Genomic DNA, 19,117 nt, shown 5'->3' on the forward strand with positions numbered 1-19,117 from the left:
CGAGCGCGAGACCCGCTGCGAGGTGCGCCTGGCGTGCGACGGTGCCGAGCTGGTGGTGACCGTCCGCGACGACGGGGTGGGGATCGCGCCGGACACCGCGGCGGGCGTCGGGCTCGTGTCGCTGCGCGAGCGCGCCGCCGAGCTGGGGGGCGAGTGCCGGGTCGAGTCCGCGGGCGCGAGTGGCACCCTGGTACGCGCGCGCGCCTGCCGCTGACGGCGCAGCCTGTGGAGGTGAGCCGTGACTGACGTACGGGTGGTAATCGCGGACGACCACCCGGTGTTCCGCGAGGGCCTGGCGGTGCTGCTCGGCTCGGTGGACGGGGTGGACGTGGTGGGCACGGCGGCCGACGGTGTCGCCGCGGTCCGGCTCGCCGCCGAACTCACCCCGGACGTCGTGGTCATGGACGTCCAGATGCCGCAGCTCAACGGCGTGGAGGCGACCCGGCGGATCACCGCGGAGACCCCGGGCGTCGGCGTGGTCGTGCTGACCATGTCCGAGGACGACGGCACGGTCTTCGCCGCGGTCCGCGCGGGCGCCCGTGGTTACCTCGTCAAGGGCGCCGAGCAGGAGGAGATCGTCCGGGCGATCACCACGGTCGCGGCCGGCGGGGTCGTGTTCGGGGCGGCGCTGGCCGTGCGGATCGCGGAGTTCTTCGCCGCGGGCCCGCGACGCCGGCCTCGGGCGCTGACTGCGCACCCTCACGGTTCGGTGCCGACCGCGGCGCGGATCGCGGCGACCATCGCGTCCACCGCGACCGCCCGCACCAGCTCCAGGTGGACGTCGGCACCCACCTCGCCGGTCGCCAACGCGACCACCGCGTCGCCGTCGAATCGGGAGTGCGCCGGGTGGATCGCGCGGGCAATGCCGGTGTGACCGCTCTGCGCCAGCAGGTAGCAGTCCGTCTTGGACAGTCGGGCGTTGGTCAGTACCACGCCGATCGTGGTGTTCTGCCGTTCGAATCCGGTCCCACCCGGGAGAGGCACCTCGGCCCCGCCGAACAGGGGCGTACCCGTGTCGTCGAGGACGTCGCCCCACGCGTTCACGACGACCAGCGCGGCCACCTCGGCCGCACCCGCACTCCGCGACGCCCAGCCGACGCCGCCCGGATCGCGCCGACCCCGCCAAGCCCCGGTACCGGCGCCCGCACCGCCGCCGACCGGGCCGGTCCCGAACGGCTCACCGGCCCAGGCGGCGAGCGCGGCCGACCGGCCGCCGTCCGCCCCGGGCGGCCCGGACCGTACAGAATCGTCATAAACGGACATGCCGACCACGATCGGGACCGGCCCGGCCGGGGTGGGGAAGCCCTGGCCACGCTCCCGCAGCAGCCCCATCACGCCGTCGGCGGCGGCCAGGCCGAACGCGGACCCGCCGGACAGCACCACCGCGTCGACCCGATCCACCAGCCGGGTCGGGTCGAGCAGAGCGAACTCGCGGGTGGCGGGGGCACCGCCGCGCACCTCCCCGGAGCCGACCGTGCCCGGCGGCGGCAGCACGACCGTGACGCCCGTTCCGGAGCCCGTCCAGTGCCCGGCCCACGCGGACAACAGCTGCGGCTTTGTCATGACCGACTGCACCGAGCGCGGCGCGGGCCAGGCGGGCATGAGGGAGGTGGCTGGGTCATGTTCGCGAGCTTGGCACAGGGTGCGACAGCGGGGGAACCCTGAGGGCGATCTCAGGGTCGATCGTGCGCCGTCTCCTCCCCGAGGCGGAGCCACGGGCCGAATGCAGCGGATTTCGGGCCTCGGCTGTCGCGCACCCGACCGTTGTGCCGCCCGCGGGTGATCGGGGATCAACGCGGGTCCGACCCGGATGTTCGCAGCCCGCCGCCTCCCTAGGTTCATCTCGACACAACGTCGAACGGCAGGGGGAAGCGGAGATGGGACGGCGACCGGTGACGGTACGCATGGCGCGCTGGAGCGCCGAACATCCATGGCGCGCACTGGCCATGTGGGTGGTGTTCGTGGCGGTGTGCTTCGTCGGCGGCAACGCGGCCGGGCTCACCGAGGCCACCGCGAAGGACATGGCGATCGGCGAGTCCGGCCGGGCCGGTGTGATCATCGAGCAGGGCCGGTTCGACACCGAGCCGGCCGTGGAGAACGTTCTGATCACCGCGCCGTCCGGCACGCTGGACACGGCGGCGGCACAGAAGGCGGCCAAGGACGCCGCCACCACGCTGCGCTCGGTGCCGGGGGTGGCCGGGGTCGGCGAGCCGATTCCGGCGCGCGACGGCTCCGCGCTGCTCGTGCCGATCACGATGAGCGGTGACCCGGAGACCGCGTCGGACCGGGTCGAGCCGCTGCGCGCGGCCACCGCCAAGGTGCAGCAGGCGCACCCGCAACTGCGCGTCGAGGAGGTCGGCGGGCCCTCCATCAACAAGGCCCTCGACGACACCCTCGGCAAGGACTTCCAGCGCGCCGAGCTGCTCAGCCTGCCGGTGACGCTGGCCATCCTGATCATCGCGTTCGGCGCGCTGATCGCCGCGGGCGTACCCGTGTTGCTGGCCATGTCGTCGGTGGCCGCCGCGATGGGCCTGTCCACTCTGGCCTCGCACCTCATTCCGGCCAGCGACTCCACCGGCAGCGTCATCCTGCTGATCGGCATGGCGGTCGGCGTGGACTACTCACTGTTCTACGTGCGCCGGGAACGCGAGGAGCGGGCCAAGGGACGCGGCCACGTCGACGCGGTGGAGATCGCCGCGGAGACCTCCGGCCACGCGGTGGTGGTTTCGGGTACGGCGGTGATCATCGCCATGGCCGGTCTGTTCCTCGCCGGTGACGCGATCTTCTCCTCGCTGGCGGTCGGCTCGATCCTCGTCGTGGCGGTCGCCGTGCTCGGCTCGCTGACCGCGCTGCCCGCCCTGCTGGCCAAGCTGGGCCGCTGGGTGGACCGGCCGCGGGTGCCGCTGCTGTGGCGCCTCACCGCGCGGCGCATCGGGCCGGACGGGCAGCCCGTGACGGGCCGGTTCTGGCCGATCGTGCTGCGCCCGGCGCTGCGCCGGCCGCTGGCCACCCTGGTCGTGAGCGTGCTCGCGCTGCTGGCCCTGGCCGCGCCCGCGCTGGGAATGGAGCTGAAGTTCCCGGGCACCGAGGACCTGCCGCGCACCACGGCCGCCATGCAGGCGTACGACCGGCTGACCGCCGCGTACCCGAGCAACGGCACCAGCCACACCGTCGCCGTCAAGGCGCCGGCGGACCAGGCGGACGCGGTCAAGGCGGCGCTGACCCGGCTGACGGGCAGCACCCAGTCCGACCCGCTGTTCGCGAAGCTGGAGACGACCGGCCCGGAGATCAAGGTGTCGCCGGACCGCACCGTGACGGTGCTGTCGGTGGCCACGCCGTACTCGACGCGCAGCGCCGAGGCCGAGCAGTCGCTGCACCGGCTGCGCGACGACCTGGTCCCGGCCGCACTGGACAGCGTCCGGGGCGCCGAGTACGCGGTGGGCGGCGGGGTCGCCGAGAGCGACGACTACGCGTCCCACATCTGGCACAAGCTGCCGATCGTGGTCGGCTTCGTGCTGGCGCTGACGTTCCTCGTGATGGCGTGGACGTTCCGCTCGGTGGTGGTGGCGCTGACCTCGATCCTGCTCAACCTGCTGTCGGCGGCCGCCGCGTACGGGCTGCTGGTGCTGGTCTTCCAGCACACCTGGGCGGAGGGGCTGCTCGGGTTCACCTCGATGGGCGCGATCGTCACCTGGCTGCCGCTGTTCCTGTTCGTCGTCCTGTTCGGACTGTCGATGGACTACCACGTGTTCGTGGTGAGCCGGATCCGCGAGGCCGTGCAGCGCGGGGTGCCCAACCGCGAGGCGGTCGCCGAGGGGATCGCCGGGTCGGCGGGCGTGGTGAGCAGCGCCGCGATCGTCATGGTCGCCGTGTTCTCGATCTTCGCGACGCTGAGCACGATCGACATGAAGCAGCTCGGGGTCGGGCTGGCCGCGGCCATCCTGCTCGACGCCACGATCATCCGGGCGGTGGTGCTGCCGTCCGCGATGACGCTGCTGGGCAACGCGAACTGGTGGGCGCCACGGTTCATGCGCGGCGGCGGCAAGCACGCCGCCCCGGCCCGCCGGGACTCCGCGCCCGAGGGTGAGGAGCCGACCCGCGAGCTGGTCGGCGCGGCCTGAGGCGTACGGACCATCTCCCTCCCCAGCCGCCGCCCCCCGACCTCAGGTCGGGGGGCGGCGGTGCGTCAGGAGCGCTCGAGCTGGAAGCGGCCGACGATCGTACGCAGCTGGGTGGCGGTGTCGTGCAGCGCCGTGGTGAGCTGCTGGGTCTCCACCGCCCCCGCGGCCGTGCCACGGGCCGCCTCGGCGACCGTGTCGATGCCGCCGGTGATGTCGTCGGTACTGGCCGCCGCGTCGTACACGGCCCCGCTGACCTCGGTGGCCGAGCCGGTCTGCTCCTCCACCGAGGACGCGATCGTCTGCTGCAGGCCACTGACCTGGGTGATCACCTCGGCGATCCGGCCGATCGCGGTGACCGCGTCCGCGCTCTCCTCCTGGATCGCGGCGATCCGGCGGCGGATGTCCTCGGTGGCGGTGGCGGTCTGCTGGGCCAGGTCCTTGACCTCCCCGGCCACCACCGCGAAGCCCTTGCCGGACTCGCCCGCGCGGGCCGCCTCGATCGTGGCGTTGAGGGCCAGCAGGTTGGTCTGCTCCGCGATCGCGGTGATCGTCTTGACCACGTCCTCGATCGCGGCGGTGCTGGCGGCCAGGCCCGCCACGACCTGGTTGGTCTGGGCGGCGGCCTGGGCGCCCGCGTCGGCCACCTCGGCGGCCTGGCCCGCGTTCTGGGCGATCTCCGCCATCGAGCGGGACATGCCCGCCATGCCGTCCGCGGCGCGGCGCACGCTGCCGCTGACCCCGACCGAGGCCCGCGACAGCGACTCCGCCTGACCGGAGGCGTGCGCGGCGCTGCCGTCGAGGCGGGCGCTCACGTCGGCCAGCCGGGCGGCGGAGCGGCCGAGTTCCTCGGCGCTGTCACCCATCCCCGCCAGCGCGGCGGACATCTCCGTGACGACCTCGTTGAGCCCGGCGGCGATCTGGCCGACCTCGTCGCGCCCGTCCACCTGGATGCGGCCGGTGAGGTCGCGGGCCACGATCCGCTTGAGGAACGCCAGGGTGTCGCGCAGCGGCCGGGTGATGCTGGCCGCCACCCACCAGACGATCAGGATGATCACGACGGTCGCGACCACGCTCAGGGTGCCCATGGTCCAGACCATCCCGTCGCGGACCTCGTCGGGCACCTTGCCCTTCAGGTACGAGACGGCGACCCAGTCGTGCAGCAGGGAGTTGCCGCCGGCCAGGGTCGCGGCGAGGAAGACGAGCAGGGAACGCATGCTCGGGAACAGCCGCCACACCCGGGACAGGCCGCCGATCTTCCGTTCCGCCGAGGGATTGTCAGATGTTTTGTCCACGATCTTCCTGTCGGCGGCGGCCGGGCTGTCTTGAGTGGTCCGCGTCCCGGTCAGGCGGCTAATTGCTCGCCGTCGCCGCTCTGCGGCCGGGGCGAGCGGTCCGCCGCCAGCGTCGCCAGGACCCGCCGGGCCAGCGCCCGTTCGAACAGGTCGTGGATCGGCAGGGGCAGGGGGATGCGCCAGTTCGGGTGCTCGTCGATCGTGCCGGGGATGTTCGGGCGTACCCGGACCCCGGCCAGGTCGTCGAGGGTCGCCACGGCCAGCCGGGAGCGGGAGGCGGACAGCTCGGCGTACATCGCGGCGACCGCCTGCTCGATCTCCGGGCGGCCGGACCGGTCCAGCCCGGCCGGGTCCAGACCGGCGACCCCAGCGATCCGGCGGCGCAGCGCGGCCTGCGCGTCCAGGTCGACCCGCTTGCCGATGCGCTGGCAGGTGCGCAGGTCGGAGCCGTCGAGCAGGCCGCCGATGGTGGGCTGGTCGTGCGTTTCGCAGGCGACCATGGCCCGCTCCGGGAACTCGTCCGGATGGGTACGGGTGGACACCCGGTACGACAGCGTGCCCGCGTCGGCCATCACCCGCAGGGCCCGCTCCTCCAGCGTGCCCATGTCCTCACCGACCACCCAGGCACCGGCGCGCTGGGCCTCCAGCCGCAGGATGCCGAGCAGCGCGTCGCCGTGGTAGCGGACGTACACACCGTCGTCGGGGCCACCGCCCAGCGGTACCCAGAACAGTCGCCACAGCCCCATCACGTGGTCGATGCGCAGGGCTTTGGCGTGCCGCAGCCCGGCGCGCACCATGGCCACGAACGGGGCGTACTCGGCCGCGGCCAGCCGTGCCGGGTCGAACGGGGCGACACCCCACCGCTGCCCGCCCGGGTTGCCGTGATCCGAAGGGCAGCCGATCTCGAACCCGAACGCCACCAGGTCCTGGTACGCCCAGCCGTCCGCGCCGCCCGCGTCGAAACCGACCGCGAGGTCCAGCACCACGTCGGCGCCCTGCCCGCAGGCGTGGGCGAGCTGGCGGTCGGCGACCCACTGGCACCAGGCCCAGAACCGGACCCGGTCGGCGTGCGTGGCCGCGAACCGGGCCACCTCGGCGGTGTCCGGGCGCCGGTAGCCCTCCGGCCAGTCCCACCAGGCGCCCTCGTGGTGCTCGGACAGCGCCGACCAGACCGCGAACCGGTGCAGGGCGGGACCCTGCTCGGCCACGTACGCCTCGAAGTCGGGGCCGGGTTCGCCGCCGACGGCGGCCCAGATCCGCTCCAGCGCCGCCATCTTCAGCGCGAAGGCGGCGTCCCGGTCGATGCGGTCGCACTCGTTGAGGGCCTCACCGGCGTCGGCCAGGTCGGACAGGTCGGCCAGCCCGGCGTCGGGGATCTCGGCCACGGCGATGTGCAGCAGGTTGAGGAACAGCCGCGACGCCGGGGCGTACGGCGACGGGTTCTGGTGGCGCGACGGGCGGGCGGCGTGCATCGGCGAGACCAGGACGGCGCGGCCACCGGCCGCCGCCGTCCGCCGCGCCAGCCAGGCCAGGTCGGCGAAGTCGCCGATGCCCCACGAGGTGTGCGAGCGGGCGGCGTAGAGCTGCGCCGCGATCCCGAAGCCGCGCTCCGGCTCGGCGAAGGTGCGGGGCGCGACGACGATCAGCCGGTTCGCGGCCAGCGGGCCGGTCAGCCGGTGGTAGCCGTACGGGACCTCGGGCGGGAGCCAGCCGTCGAGCTGCCACACCTCGCCGTTCTCGCAGACCAGTTCGCCGACGAGTTCGCTGTGCCCCCAGTCGGGCCAGCCGACCAGCGGGACCGTGGCCGGGGTGGGCCGGGGCGCGTCGCCGAGCTGCTCGCGCAGGCGGGCCAGGGTCGCGTCGGACACGGACCGCTCGTTGCCGAACGCATCGATGAAGGTGTCCTGGAGGCCGAGCGGGGCGAGCTCGCCGATCACCTGGTCCCGCCATGTGGTCATGGCCGAAGGGTCCGTCGCGCGGGTTGCGAGGCCATCGACGAATCGGGTACCAGGCAGTTGCGAGAGGGCGGGACCCCCCCTGTTCACAGTCCTGTCAGATGAGTGACCGACCTTTACGGTCGCCGGGCGCCGGGATCACCATGGAGAGACCCACATCACAGGCCTGGCCTGCGAACCCGGGAGGTGCCGTCGTGACCGATCAGTTGCCGGTGGGGCCGTACCGAATGGTCCGGACCGCGGAGGGTACGGCCGTGCCGTGGTACGTGGTCCCGTTCGACTCCGACGGCGCCTGCACCGGGCCGCGTACCCGCGACGATCTGGTGAACCGGGCGCGCGGCGGCGGGTTCACCGACATCGTGATCTTCTGCCACGGGTGGAACAACGACTGGCGTCAGGCCACCGGCCGCTACGACGACTTCTTCAACGGCTACGTCCGGCTGCGCACCGAGCGGGCGCTGCCCGCCGCGCCGGGCTTCGCGCCCCTGCTGGTCGCGATCTTCTGGCCGAGCAAGCTGCTGGTGGCCGACGCGGACCAGCCCCCCGACTTCGCGGGTGACGGCGACGCCGACGACGCTGCGGTCGCGGACGAGCGCGACGACCTGGCCGAACTCGCCGCGGCGGTGGATCCCGACCACCGCCCCCGGCTGTTCGAGCTGGCGCAGCAGCGCGGCCTCGACGAGGCCGACGCCCTCGAACTGGCCGGGATCCTCGCCCCGCTGTACGCCACCGACCGCGAGGAGACCGCCGAGCAGGCGCCGCCCACCCCGGCGGAGATCGCCGCCTCCTGGCAGGCACCCCGACGGCGCCGCTCCGCCGACCCCGCCGACTTCGACACCCCCACCACCACTGTGGACGGTGCGCCCCAGGCGGCGGGCTGGGCGGACTTCCTGCGGCCGCGCGAGATCCTGCGCGGCGCGTCGGTGTGGCTGATGAAGGACCGGGCCGGGCGGGTCGGTGCGCGCGGCGTCGGCCCGCTGCTGGTGCAGCTACTCGGCACCGGCGCCCGGGTCCACGTCGTCGGCCACTCGTTCGGGGCGAAGGTGCTGCTGTCCGCGATCGCGGCCCCGGCCGCGCTGCCCGCGACGGTGCACTCCGCGCTGCTGCTGGAGCCCGCCGTGTCCCACCTGTGCTTCGCCGCCGACGCCGACGGCCACGGCCGCCCCGGCGGATACCGGCCCGTACTCGACCGGGTCGGCCAGCCGATCCTGTCCACCTTCAGTGGCCACGACGAGCCCCTGCACAAGTTCTTCCACCTCGCGCTGCGCCGCGCCGGGGACCTCGGCGAGGCGGACATCGCCGCGGACGAACCGCCGAGCCGCTACGCGGCGCTCGGCGGCTACGGCCCGCGCCCGCTCGGCGCGCAGGCCACGCTCACCCCGATCCTCGACCCCACCACCCGGTACGCCCTCGACGCGCCGGGCCTGCAGGTGGTCGGCGTGGACGGCACCCGGACCATCCCGTCGCACGGCGAGGTCAGCAACCCGAGTACCTGGTGGATGTTGTACGACCTCATGACCCGGTGAGGTGAGCGATGGCCGAGATGCTCAAACGGCGCTACGACCTGAACGCGCTCAAGGTCAGGTTGCTGGCGGACGCCGACCCGCCGTCGGTGCGCTGCGAGCTGGAACTGACCCGCGAACACCAGAGCGAGCCGGTGGCGAGCTGGCAGCTGCCGGCCACGGAGCTGGGGCTGCCGCCCGTACTGGACTGCGCGACCAGCCACGGCACCGGGTACGAGTTCCGGCTGCCCGACGCGATGGCAGCCGAGCTGGCGCAGGCCGTACGGGGCGCGGCCGTACCGGAACGGCCGTTGTGGCTGCACCTGGTCCGCCCGTACGGGCATCTCGGGCTGGTGCCGTGGGAGCAGTTGCTGGTCCCGGTGCTGCCGGTGCCGGTGCTGCGGCTGCCGGACTTCGTGGTCGAGCCGGTCCGGTCCCGGCGGGCCGTGACGGTCGCGTTGTGCGCCGACGACGGCCCGGGCGACCTGGGCGAGCAGGCGGACCTGGTGGGCCGGCTGGCCGCCGCGATCGTCGGGGCGATTCCGCTGCCGACCACCCTGCACATCTTCCCCACCGCCCAGCTGTACGAGCGGCTGCGCCACATCAAGTCCCCGGTGGACCGGACCGACCGGGTGCTGCTGCACGACCCGGCCGCGCTCGGCGACGACACCTCCGGGACGTACGCGGGCGCCGACCGCGCGCCGGTGTATCCCGGTTCCACCGACTCGGCGGTGGGTCAGCACCGCAACGACTGGCTGACCTGGATGCGCGACGCGCTGTGCGGCCACGGCGTCGACGTGGTGCACTTCCTCGCCGGGGCGGTGCTGCGGCTGGACCAGGGCGCGCTGGCGCTGTCGGACAGCCCGGCCGATCCCGACGACACCGGCCTGTCGGTGGTGTCCACGGCGGCGCTGACCCGGTTCCTGTTGCAGGTGGGGGCGTGGGGTTGCGGGTTCACCTCGCCGCCGGGCAACCCGTCGGAGATGGGCCTGCGACTGGTCGCCACGACGGTCGCGGGGCTGCGGCCCACGGCCCTGCTGCACCACGAGGCGCGCCTGGATCCGGGGCTGCGGGCGCTGGCCGACGGGTACCGCCTGATGACCAGCCCGGACCCGGCGCTGCCGCCGACCGACGGCGCGGTGTTCGTGTACTGCCAGCCGTTCCAGGTGGCCACCGAGCCGGGCCGCGACGAGCTGCCCGGCGTGGTGGCCACGGCACCGGGGGCGGCCCCCTCCGACAAGGTGCGCGGCCTGGTCACGGACGCCCCGGCCACGCCGACCTGGGTGTCGGCGTCGCAGCGTTTCGTCGAACAGTACGAGTGGCGCCTGCACCAGTGGAACGACGCCCAGCCGGTCCCGGAGCAGCTGACCGACGGGGTGGCGAAGGCACTGGAGCTGATCCAGGGCGTGGTCGACCGGTACGCCGACGCGCCTGCGGTGGAACCGCAGAGCCCGCCGCCACCGGCGATGGACATCAGCGACGCACCGGGTGATCCGGAGGTGCCGCGATGAGCCGGGTGATCATCCAGGTGGGGCCGGACCGCGACGACGCCCTGTGTTTCCGGCTGGAGCGGGGACCCATCCCGCCGACCGATCGGAAGCCACGCAAGCTGGTCTGCTCGGTCGCGCAGCTGCCCACCGGCAAACCCCCGCCGCCGCCGAACGGCTGGGTCCGCGAGTACGGCCGCCGACTGTGGCAGGAGCTGTCCCAGCACCCGGACGTCCAGCGCGCGTTGAGCAACGCCGCCGACGGCCCGGCCGGGCAGTCGCAGTCCATCATGTTCAACCTGCTGGACCAGCGGGCCGAGCTGTACAACTGGGAGATGCTCTGCGACGAGGGCGACCGCTTCCTCGCGCTGGAGCGGGCGCCGATCGGCCGGATCGCCGAACAGGGCATCGACCTGGCCGGTGCGGTGCCGACGTTCACCGGCCGGCTGCGGGTCACCGCGGTCCTCTCCGCCCTGGGTGTGCCCGCCGAGCAGGAATGGTCCGGCCTGTACGCGGCCGTGCAGGCCGCCCGGGCGACCGGCATCCGGGTCAGCGTGACCGTCCTGGTCGGCGAGGGGGACCTGCTCGACAAGATCAGCGACGTGGCCGCCCGGGACCGGGACCTGCACGCCGTCGCCGTGCCCGACCGGGGCACCGACGTGCTGCGGGCGATCACCGACAGCCGCCCGCACGTGCTGCACTTCTTCTGCCACGGCGCGGCGGATCAGGGCCAGCCCCGGCTGCTGCTGGCCACCGGGCAGGACGTCGAACGCCAGGCGGTCGGCCCGGCCACGCCGAGCGTACGGCTGCACATGGAGCAGATGCGTACCCTGCTGGCGCCGCTGGGGGTATGGCTGGTGGTGCTGAACTGCTGCCAGGGTGGGATGGCCGCGCAGGAGGTGCACTCGCTGGCGCACTCGCTGGCGGCGGCCGGGGTGCCGGCGGCGCTGGGCATGCGGGAGACGGTGCAGGCGCTGGCCGCGTACGAGTTCTCCCGGGTGTTCTACCGGGAGTTGCTGACGGAGCTGGGCACCCGACTGGCCCGGCCCGCGGACGGCGTGGTGGACGTCGACTTCGACTGGCCGCACATCCTCAACGCGCCACGGGCGGCGCTGGTGGAGAGCCACAGCGACGACGCCACCACCTTCGGGGAGTGGACGCTGCCGGTGCTCTACACCCGGCTCGACCCGTTCCAGGTACGGCTGGCGGCGCAGGACTGGGACGCCGAGCCGGAACCGGGACAGCCCGCGCCGCCGCCGGCGTCCGGGCCGCCGGGGCTCACCTCGGACGGCGTCACGATGGCCATCGTGGCGGCGCTGCTCAACCGGCTGCCCGCCGACACCCCGCCGGACGCCGTCGCCGAGCTGCGCCGCCTCGCCGGTGCCGCACCGCCGGACGCCGACGGGCCCGCCGACGCACCGGGCGGCCCGCAGTGAGCGCCGTGAGCGCCGCACGGCCGGTCGACGGACCGGCGGGTGCGACGTGAGCGACGAGTGGCCGCGGAGGCTGGCCATCAACGCGTGGGCGGACGGGCCCGCCGACGCCGAGTTCGGGCCCGCCGCCCGGGCCTGGATCCTCGGCCAGGGCGTCGACGAACGCGCCCGCGAGGCGGGTCTGGTCCTCGCCGCGGACGAGCCGCCGGACCCCCGCGAGTGGAGCCGGGCGGACGTGGGCTGGGGCGTGGTCCTGCCGTGGACCGACGCCCCGGTCGCCGACCAGGCGGCCCTCGTGGACGCCCCGGCGGCGATCCAGCGCCTCGCGCGGGCCCGGGCCGGACCGGACGGCCCGGTGGTCTTCCGGTACGCCGCCGAGGACGGCCTGGGCCTGCTGCGCCGGGTCTACCCCGCCGGTGACCACCAGCGGGTCGCGATCACGGGCGGGCCGACCGGCACCGGACGCGGGCAGCTCCCGGCATACCTGCTGCTGTCCGGCGGCCCCGCCGAACTGCCGTGGGAGTTGCAGTGCCGGCTGAATCTGTCCTGCGCGGTCGGCCGCCTGGACCTACCCGCCCCGGCGCTGGACCGGTACGTCGACTGCCTGCTCACCGAGTGGGCGGAATCCACGGTGTGCGCGGGCAAACCGGTCGTGTGGGCCACCGACTCCGACGACATCACCGAACTGATGCGGGTGGCGGTCGCCGAACAGCTCGCGGCGAAGTTCGCCGCCGACCCGGACACCCGGGCGGGCGCCCGGTACCTGCGCGGCCCGCAGGCCACGGCCGGAGCGCTGGTGGACGCGCTCGCCGCGAACCGGCCGTCCGTGGTGGTCACCACCAGCCACGGCCGCACCGGCCCACTGTCCGATCGGGACGCGATGGTTCGAGACCTGGGCCTGCCCGTGGACGCCGAACGAAACCTGCTCGATCCGGCCGCGCTGCTGGCGGCGTGGCAGCCGGACGGCGCCATCTGGTACGCGCACGCCTGCTGCTCGGCGGGCAGCGACGCCACCAGCCGGTTCACGGCGCTGGTGCCGCCCGGGTCGCAGGTGGCGTCCGTGCTGGAGGGCGTCGCCGCGCTCGGGCACCGGGTGGCGCCGCTACCGACGGCGCTGCTGTCCGCGCCGCGCCCCGCCCGGGCGTTCATCGGCCACGTGGAGCCCACCTTCGACTGGACCCTGGAACGCCCGGAGACCGGGCAGCTGATCAGCGCGGCCACCCTCCGCGCCTTGTGGACGGGCTGCTTCCAGCGCCGCCCGGAGCCGATCGGGCTGGCGTTCCGGCAGCAGTTCACGCACGCGGCGCAGCTGTTCGGTGAGGCGGCGCAGACCAATCGCAACAGCCGCGCCGACTCCCCGCAGCGGCGGGCCGCGTCGGTGGCGCTGCTGACCGCGTACGACCGGCAGAGCATGGTGATCTTCGGCGACCCCACGGTGTGCGCGGCCACCCTCACCACCTGACCCGTACGCGGGGCAGGGTTCGCCCGGTGTCCCCGACACCGCGTCAAAGTGGGGACGCCGTGCCCGTCCACAGGTCGCGTTCGGGGGTGTCGAGCCAGAAGCGCTGGTGGCCCTCGCGGGTTACGGTCAAGCCGAGTCGTTCACGGCCCGGGGAGCCAGCGTCGGCCCATCGCTGGGATGCGGACTCGTTTCGTCACACCTTCCGGTGCGTCTGCGATCGCAATGCCTCACAGGTGCGATGATCAAACCGCTTGCGTGAACGCCGGTCCGCGTATGTAGAGTTCCCGGCCTTGCCAACCGCCGTGATGCTCAGGCGTGCCCTTCGCGCACTTTCCCACCACGAGCCACCACGTCAGACCGTCGCCGTAGTCGTACGGCTCGATAACTGATTCGACCTGGCACACGATCGGCCCGACACCGTACTTGTAGTCCTCGTCCGTCAGGCGCAGCGTCACACCGGGTCGCGGTTGGCCGGTCACCACGGTTCACCGCACTGTCCGGCGTGGTCGTCCTCCATCGCGCACCTCATGCCAGCCTCACCGGCCAACCGCTTGTCGCAGTACACCCGCCGCTGACGCAGCGGATCACCCTCGTAAGACACCGTGGTCAGACCCGCGTCCAATTCTCTGACCTCGTCCTCGACTCTGTCGCAGAGCTCGCGGGCGAGGTCGGCCGCCGCGTCCCATCCGTACGTGGTCACGGTGAGGTGAACTACGAAAGTCTCCGCCTCGGCGCCGCCTGGGGGTCCGGCCCACTCGCACCCGTACGTCACCCGATCCGACGACAGGGAGCGCCAAGACCGGCGGGTGCGGATGGTCACGATCGCACCGCCGCGTTGACACGCCCGGGCTCCCACGCCCGCAACGCCGTGAGCAGGTGTTCCAGCGACGCTGGCTCAGGTGGGTACACGACGGCGGATCGGCCGACCGCGCGAAGCTGCGGATGCAGTGATCTGCCGCGGGCGCGCTTCGGGAGGCGCTCAGGTGGCGCCGTTGCTCTCATCAAGTGAGTCAAAGAGGGAGCCGTCGGCCGATCCACGTTAGCCAAGCGAGCCACTGCATACCTCCGTCAACCGTTTGAGGCCCGACACCCGGGGTCGTGTCCAGCCGGTCCCCGGGCGCCGGGTGTCAAGAAGCGGGCACAGCCGTCGAGATCGGACGGTGTGTGTTGAACCCGGTTGCCAGTGATAGTTGTGGGCAACGAGGTCACGCGCAACGGTTGCGCAGCGACACGGTCTGGATTAGGTACGTTCCGGTGAGTACCGTTGCGACACGACGTGGTAGCGGTTGCGCTGGGCACCAAAGGGAGGTTGCGCAGTGACGGCGGAGACGGACAGCGGTTCCACGGTCCCCCGATGGCAATTGGGCGGCGCCCTCAAGCGACTTCGAGAAGACGCAAAGCTGAGTCTCCAGGGCGCCGCCGACGCGCTGGAGTGGTCAAAGCAGCGGCTGTGGCGATGCGAGACCGGGCAGGTAAGCACCCATCCGAACGACGTCAAGGCCATGTGCGACCTGTACGAGGCAGGTCCGGAGCTGACCGAGACGTTGAAGGCAGTGGCGAGGCAGACCAAGTCCAAGGGGTGGTGGCACAGCTACTCGGACATCCCTGGATGGTTCGAGCTGTACCTGGGGATGGAGGGCAGCGCCGACCGGCTACGCATGTACGAGGCCGAGGTAGTGCCCGGCCCACTCCAGTCCCGTCACTACGCAGAAGCGATCCTGCGTAGCGGCCTGCCAGCGAATACCTCAGATGAGGCAGTGAGATCACTCGTAGGCGTCCGGCTGCGCCGCCAGAGCATCCTGTCCGCCGGGTCCACCGAGGTATGCGTCATCATGAGTGAGGCGGCGCTCGACCGCAGCTTTACGCCGGACATCATGGCCGACCAGATGCGCACCCTGTTGACGTTGGCCGAGCTACCTGGGGTGTCTCTGCGAGTCATCCCTCGGAATGCTCCACCCACGCTCGCCCACGGCGGACCGTTCGTCATCCTCGACTTCCAAAGGGCGCTCACAGCAAGAACGACACAACCAACAACCATCTACAAAGAACAGCCCACAGGCGCCCTGTATCTCGACAAGCCGCACGAGGCGGAGACCTACGAGAAGATTTGGGCCGACCTGGATAGGGTTTCACTTGATCAGACCGGGTCCAGCCGGTTGATCGCGCAGAGATTGGGAGAGATGACGAATGCGTGACATTGACCTGTCCGCTGCTCAATGGCGCAAGTCCAGCAGAAGCGGCGGCAACGGCGGCAACTGCGTAGAGTGCTGCTTCGACTTCCTTGAATCGGACAGCCTGATCTACGTGCGGGACAGCAAAGATCCGAATGGTCCGGCTCTGCGATTTACGCGGGATGAATTCATCGCCTTTACCGAAGGTGTCAAGAACGGCGAGTTCGACCTGTAGATCCCACAATCGAAATCGGACGACCCGGGGCCCGACGGAAACAACGATCCGGTGAGATCAGCCGCTCGGGGTGCTGTGGCGGCGGGCCTCGGTCACGTCCGCCATCAGCCTGTCCCACGTCGGGTCGGGCCGGAAGGCGGCCAGCGGCAGACCGGCTCCGACCCGGGCGAAGGTGTACTCCCACCAGGCCGCGACCCGGACCGGCCAGAGCCCGACCCGCACCGCCCCGGCGAGGAAGCACCGGTGCACCAGCACGGTGGCCGCCAGCATGTCCTGGTCGAGTTCCAGCTCCGGGTCGTCGACGGCCCGGCCGAGGGCGCGCACGTCCCGGTGCATCTCGGAGTACGCCACCAGGTGCGGCACGGCGGGCACCCGGACCGGCGCGTCCTTCACCAGCAGGTCCGCCGCGTAGGCGGGCATGAACGCCACGTCGTCCACGGTGACGATCAGTGGTAGCTGCTCGTGGCCGCGCCGCACGCCCACCTCGACCGCGGGGGCTCCGGTCGGCGCGGTGATCTCCTCGGCGCCGAGCACGTCGCCGGGATCCAGCCGCGCGGTGTCCCCGATGGCCGGCACGTACGCCGTGACCAATCCGGACTCGGCCGACACCTGCGTGCCCGGCACCCCGCTCAGGAGACGGACGAGTTCGTCACTGTGCATGCGCCGGTTATACCTACCGCCCGCACCCCACCCGGCGGCACCCTGCCATTACGGTGGGTTGGTGGTCGCGGCTCTGGAACTTTATCTGGACGTCCACGCGACGCGGCGGCTCCGTACGCTGTGGCACGCGCTGGAGGCCGAGGGTATCCCGACCCTGGCGTCGCTGCACTCCGAGAAGCACCGCCCGCACGTGTCGCTGGCCGCGGCGGCGCGGCTGGAGCCCGAGCCGGTGGCGGCCGCGCTCGCGGGTCTCGGCCTGGGCGTCGGGCTGACGGTGGATCTGGATTTCGTCGGGCAGTTCGTGGGCCGGGTGCTGTGGCTGGGGGTCACCCCCAGCGCTGAGCTGCTGAGCATGCACCGGGAGGTGCACGAGCGGCTGTCAGCGGCGGGCATCGAGGTGTGGGACCACTACCGGCCCGGCCGGTGGGTGCCGCACTGCACGGTCTCCCTGCGCGTGCCCAATCCGTTGCTGGCTCCGGCGCTGCGCCGCTGCCTGGAGATCCTGCCCGTGCACGCGACGGTGACCGCGGCGTCCGTGACGGACCACGCGAACGACATTACCCACTCACTCGCGGGGTGAGCAGGGCCGCTTAACAACTGTGAACGCGCTTCCCCGACGTACGCAAGGGTTTTCCCCGATTCGGTGAACCCCATCGATGCCTAGCGTCTCACCTCAAGTCATCCAGGTGAGCCGCACAGGTCACCGGACGTCGAGCCCGCCCGCCAACCCCCGGGCGGGAAAGGAGCACCCGCGTGAAAACTCGAACCCCTCTCGTCGTCGCCCTGGCGGCCGGCACCGCAGCCGCCGCCAGCATGGTGGCGATAGCCGGTCAGGCGAACGCCCAACCCAGTGGCCCGTCGGGTGCCCCGGCAGCCGCGAAGGCCGCGTCGGCGCTGGTCGCCGGACGCCCGCAACTGCTGCACGCGACCGCGGACGACGCGTTCGTGCAGCGGCCGGTCATCTCCTCGGGTGGGCTGCAGTACGTCCCGTACGACCGGACCTACAAGGGACTGCCGGTGATCGGCGGTGACTTCGTCGTGGTCACGGACAACGCCGGGCGGACGAAGTACACCTCCGTCGCCCAGTCCCGGCCGATCGGTGAGCTGTCCACCACCCCGAAGCTGACCGAGGCCGCCGCGCTGGCGATCGCCAAGAAGCAGCTCAAGACGGTCAGCAATGTCGAGGGCACCACGCTGGTCGTGGTGACCACCGAGGGCGCACCCACCCTGGCGTGGGAGAGCACCGTGCGCGGGACGAGCGCCGAAGGCCCGAGCCGGCTCACCGTGGACGTCGACGCCGCCACCGGCAAGGTGGTGCGCACGCGGGAACACGTCATGGACGCCATCGGCACGGGCACCGGCTGGATCAACGGCTCGGTCAGCCTGAACACCACCCAGTCGGGCAGCACGTACAGCCTGCGTGACCCGAACCAGACGAGCCTGACGTGCCAGGACGCCGCGAACAACACGACGTTCAGCGGCCCCGACAACGACTGGGGCAACGGCAACGGCACCAGCAGGGAGACCGGCTGCGTCGACGCGTTCTACAGCGCGCAGAAGCAGACCGCGATGTTGTCGCAGTGGCTGGGCCGCAACGGCCAGAACGGCAACGGTGGCGCGTGGCCGATCCGGGTCGGCCTGAACGACCAGAACGCGTACTACGACGGCACCCAGATCCAGATCGGCAAGAACACCGCCAACCAGTGGATCTCATCGGCGGACGTGATCGGTCACGAGTACGGCCACGGCATCGACGACAACACGCCGGGCGGCATTTCGCGGGGCGGCACCCAGGAGTTCGTGGCGGACACGCTCGGCACGGCGACCGAGTGGTTCGCCAACAACCCGAACGACGCGCCGGACTACCAGATCGGCGAGGAGGTCAACCTGGTCGGCAGCGGCCCGATCCGGTACATGTACAACCCGTCGCTGGCCGGTCATGACAACTGCTACTCCAGCAGCACGCCGGGCCAGGGGGTGCACGCCGCGTCCGGGCCGGGCAACCACTGGTTCTATCTGCTGGCCGAGGGCACGAACCCGACCAACGGCCAGCCGGCCAGCACCCGGTGCAGCGGCTCGGGCGCGATCACGGGCCTGGGCATCGAGAAGGCCATCAAGATCATGTACAACGCGATGCTGATGAAGACGTCCAGCTCGTCGTACCTCAAGTACCGGACCTGGACGCTGACCGCCGCGAAGAACCTCTTCCCCGGCAGCTGCACCGAGTTCAACACGGTCAAGACCGCCTGGGACGCGGTCAACGTGCCCGCCCAGACGGCGGACCCGACCTGTGACGGCGGCACCACCCCGCCGACCACTCCCCCGTCGACGCCGCCCACGGGCTGCACCGGCACCAACACCGCCGACGTGACCATCCCCGACGCGGGCTCCGCGGTGTACAGCGACATCGCGATCAGCGGCTGCGGCCGCAAGGCCTCGTCGACCTCGACGGTCGCGGTGGACGTCGTCCACACCTACCGGGGTGACCTGCGGGTCGACCTCGTGGCCCCGGACGGCACGGTCTACAACCTGAAGGCGACCAGCAGCTCGGACAGCGCGGACAACGTGAACACCACGTACACGAAGAACCTGTCCACCGAGGACGCCAACGGCACGTGGCGGTTGAAGGTCCAGGACGTCTACTCCGCGGACACCGGCTACATCAACAGCTGGTCGTTGACCATCTGAGCCCTACCACCCCCAACGGCGGGGCCGGCGCGCGGGCGCCGGCCCCGCTGCCGTGTGCGGCCACCGGGTACGGACGTCCGTACCGTACAGATTGCGCCATTTGTCGGCGCG

At 72.3% G+C, this 19,117-nt stretch carries 15 protein-coding genes and 2 pseudogenes; 11 read left to right on the forward strand and 6 right to left on the reverse strand.

Annotated elements, in window-relative coordinates; genetic code table 11:
• Positions 1-16: 16 nt before the first annotated feature.
• Together EV385_RS06115 and EV385_RS34875 are read left to right on the forward strand one after the other, a co-directional pair.
• A pseudogene (locus tag EV385_RS06115) lies at positions 17-214 on the forward strand (ATP-binding protein); the annotation flags it as partial.
• 39 nt (positions 215-253) lie between these two features.
• Positions 254-577, forward strand: a pseudogene (locus EV385_RS34875) (response regulator); the annotation flags it as partial.
• 122 nt (positions 578-699) lie between these two features.
• Here EV385_RS34875 and EV385_RS06125 read toward each other — a convergent pair.
• Positions 700-1,563 (reverse strand): P1 family peptidase, encoded by an 864-nt coding sequence (locus EV385_RS06125; RefSeq protein ID WP_130508564.1) that lies wholly within the window; start codon positions 1,561-1,563, stop codon positions 700-702.
• Positions 1,564-1,877: 314 nt separating this feature from the next.
• Between EV385_RS06125 and EV385_RS06130 the strand changes: the two genes are divergently transcribed.
• Positions 1,878-4,121 (forward strand): MMPL family transporter, encoded by a 2,244-nt coding sequence (locus EV385_RS06130; protein WP_130508565.1) that lies wholly within the window; start codon positions 1,878-1,880, stop codon positions 4,119-4,121.
• Positions 4,122-4,186: 65 nt separating this feature from the next.
• Here the strand turns inward: EV385_RS06130 and EV385_RS06135 are convergent, their stop codons facing one another.
• Both EV385_RS06135 and malQ read right to left on the reverse strand, forming a co-directional pair.
• The gene (locus EV385_RS06135; RefSeq protein WP_130508566.1) at positions 4,187-5,413 is read right to left on the reverse strand and encodes a methyl-accepting chemotaxis protein; all 1,227 of its coding nucleotides are present in this window, start codon (positions 5,411-5,413) and stop codon (positions 4,187-4,189) included.
• A 50-nt stretch (positions 5,414-5,463) separates the two neighbouring features.
• Positions 5,464-7,371: a 4-alpha-glucanotransferase gene (gene malQ / locus EV385_RS06140; protein ID WP_130508567.1), complete on the reverse strand. Its 1,908-nt coding sequence runs from the start codon at positions 7,369-7,371 to the stop codon at positions 5,464-5,466.
• A 191-nt stretch (positions 7,372-7,562) separates the two neighbouring features.
• Here malQ and EV385_RS06145 point away from each other — a divergent pair, with 191 nt between their 5' ends.
• Genes EV385_RS06145 through EV385_RS06160 form a run of 4 tightly spaced genes read left to right on the forward strand, consistent with a single transcriptional unit; the run spans position 7,563 to position 13,252 of the window.
• Positions 7,563-8,894 carry a hypothetical protein gene (locus EV385_RS06145; RefSeq protein ID WP_130508568.1) on the forward strand — a complete coding sequence of 444 codons (1,332 nt, stop codon included), beginning with the start codon at positions 7,563-7,565 and terminating at the stop codon, positions 8,892-8,894.
• Between the two features lie 8 nt (positions 8,895-8,902).
• Entirely contained in the window at positions 8,903-10,381 is a 1,479-nt protein-coding gene (locus EV385_RS06150) for a hypothetical protein (protein WP_130508569.1), read from the forward strand.
• Entirely contained in the window at positions 10,378-11,793 is a 1,416-nt protein-coding gene (locus tag EV385_RS06155) for a CHAT domain-containing protein (protein WP_130508570.1), read from the forward strand. The genes EV385_RS06150 and EV385_RS06155 overlap by 4 nt, the downstream gene beginning before the upstream one ends.
• A gap of 46 nt (positions 11,794-11,839) precedes the next feature.
• Positions 11,840-13,252 carry a hypothetical protein gene (locus EV385_RS06160; RefSeq protein WP_130508571.1) on the forward strand — a complete coding sequence of 471 codons (1,413 nt, stop codon included), beginning with the start codon at positions 11,840-11,842 and terminating at the stop codon, positions 13,250-13,252.
• A 242-nt stretch (positions 13,253-13,494) separates the two neighbouring features.
• On the opposite strand, the gene EV385_RS06165 is transcribed toward EV385_RS06160, so the two are convergent.
• Both EV385_RS06165 and EV385_RS06170 read right to left on the reverse strand, forming a co-directional pair.
• Entirely contained in the window at positions 13,495-13,731 is a 237-nt protein-coding gene (locus EV385_RS06165; RefSeq protein WP_130508572.1) for a hypothetical protein, read from the reverse strand.
• The gene (locus EV385_RS06170; protein WP_130508573.1) at positions 13,728-14,072 is read right to left on the reverse strand and encodes a hypothetical protein; all 345 of its coding nucleotides are present in this window, start codon (positions 14,070-14,072) and stop codon (positions 13,728-13,730) included. The genes EV385_RS06165 and EV385_RS06170 overlap by 4 nt, the downstream gene beginning before the upstream one ends.
• 496 nt (positions 14,073-14,568) lie before the next feature.
• Between EV385_RS06170 and EV385_RS06175 the strand changes: the two genes are divergently transcribed.
• Entirely contained in the window at positions 14,569-15,447 is an 879-nt protein-coding gene (locus tag EV385_RS06175; RefSeq protein WP_130508574.1) for a helix-turn-helix domain-containing protein, read from the forward strand.
• A complete protein-coding gene (locus tag EV385_RS06180) occupies positions 15,440-15,658 on the forward strand; it encodes a DUF397 domain-containing protein (RefSeq protein WP_130508575.1) in 219 nt (72 codons plus the stop codon). The genes EV385_RS06175 and EV385_RS06180 overlap by 8 nt, the downstream gene beginning before the upstream one ends.
• Before the next feature lie 57 nt (positions 15,659-15,715).
• On the opposite strand, the gene EV385_RS06185 is transcribed toward EV385_RS06180, so the two are convergent.
• Positions 15,716-16,318, reverse strand: coding sequence for a hypothetical protein (locus tag EV385_RS06185; RefSeq protein WP_130508576.1), 603 nt, complete (start codon positions 16,316-16,318; stop codon positions 15,716-15,718).
• 61 nt (positions 16,319-16,379) lie between these two features.
• Here EV385_RS06185 and EV385_RS06190 point away from each other — a divergent pair, with 61 nt between their 5' ends.
• Both EV385_RS06190 and EV385_RS06195 read left to right on the forward strand, forming a co-directional pair.
• Positions 16,380-16,898: a 2'-5' RNA ligase family protein gene (locus tag EV385_RS06190; protein ID WP_130508577.1), complete on the forward strand. Its 519-nt coding sequence runs from the start codon at positions 16,380-16,382 to the stop codon at positions 16,896-16,898.
• A gap of 173 nt (positions 16,899-17,071) precedes the next feature.
• Entirely contained in the window at positions 17,072-19,006 is a 1,935-nt protein-coding gene (locus EV385_RS06195) for a M4 family metallopeptidase (RefSeq protein WP_341273922.1), read from the forward strand.
• The last annotated feature ends 111 nt before the right edge of the window (positions 19,007-19,117 follow it).

The organism is Krasilnikovia cinnamomea (genome assembly GCF_004217545.1).
Classification (GTDB): Bacteria; Actinomycetota; Actinomycetes; order Mycobacteriales; family Micromonosporaceae; genus Actinoplanes; species Actinoplanes cinnamomeus.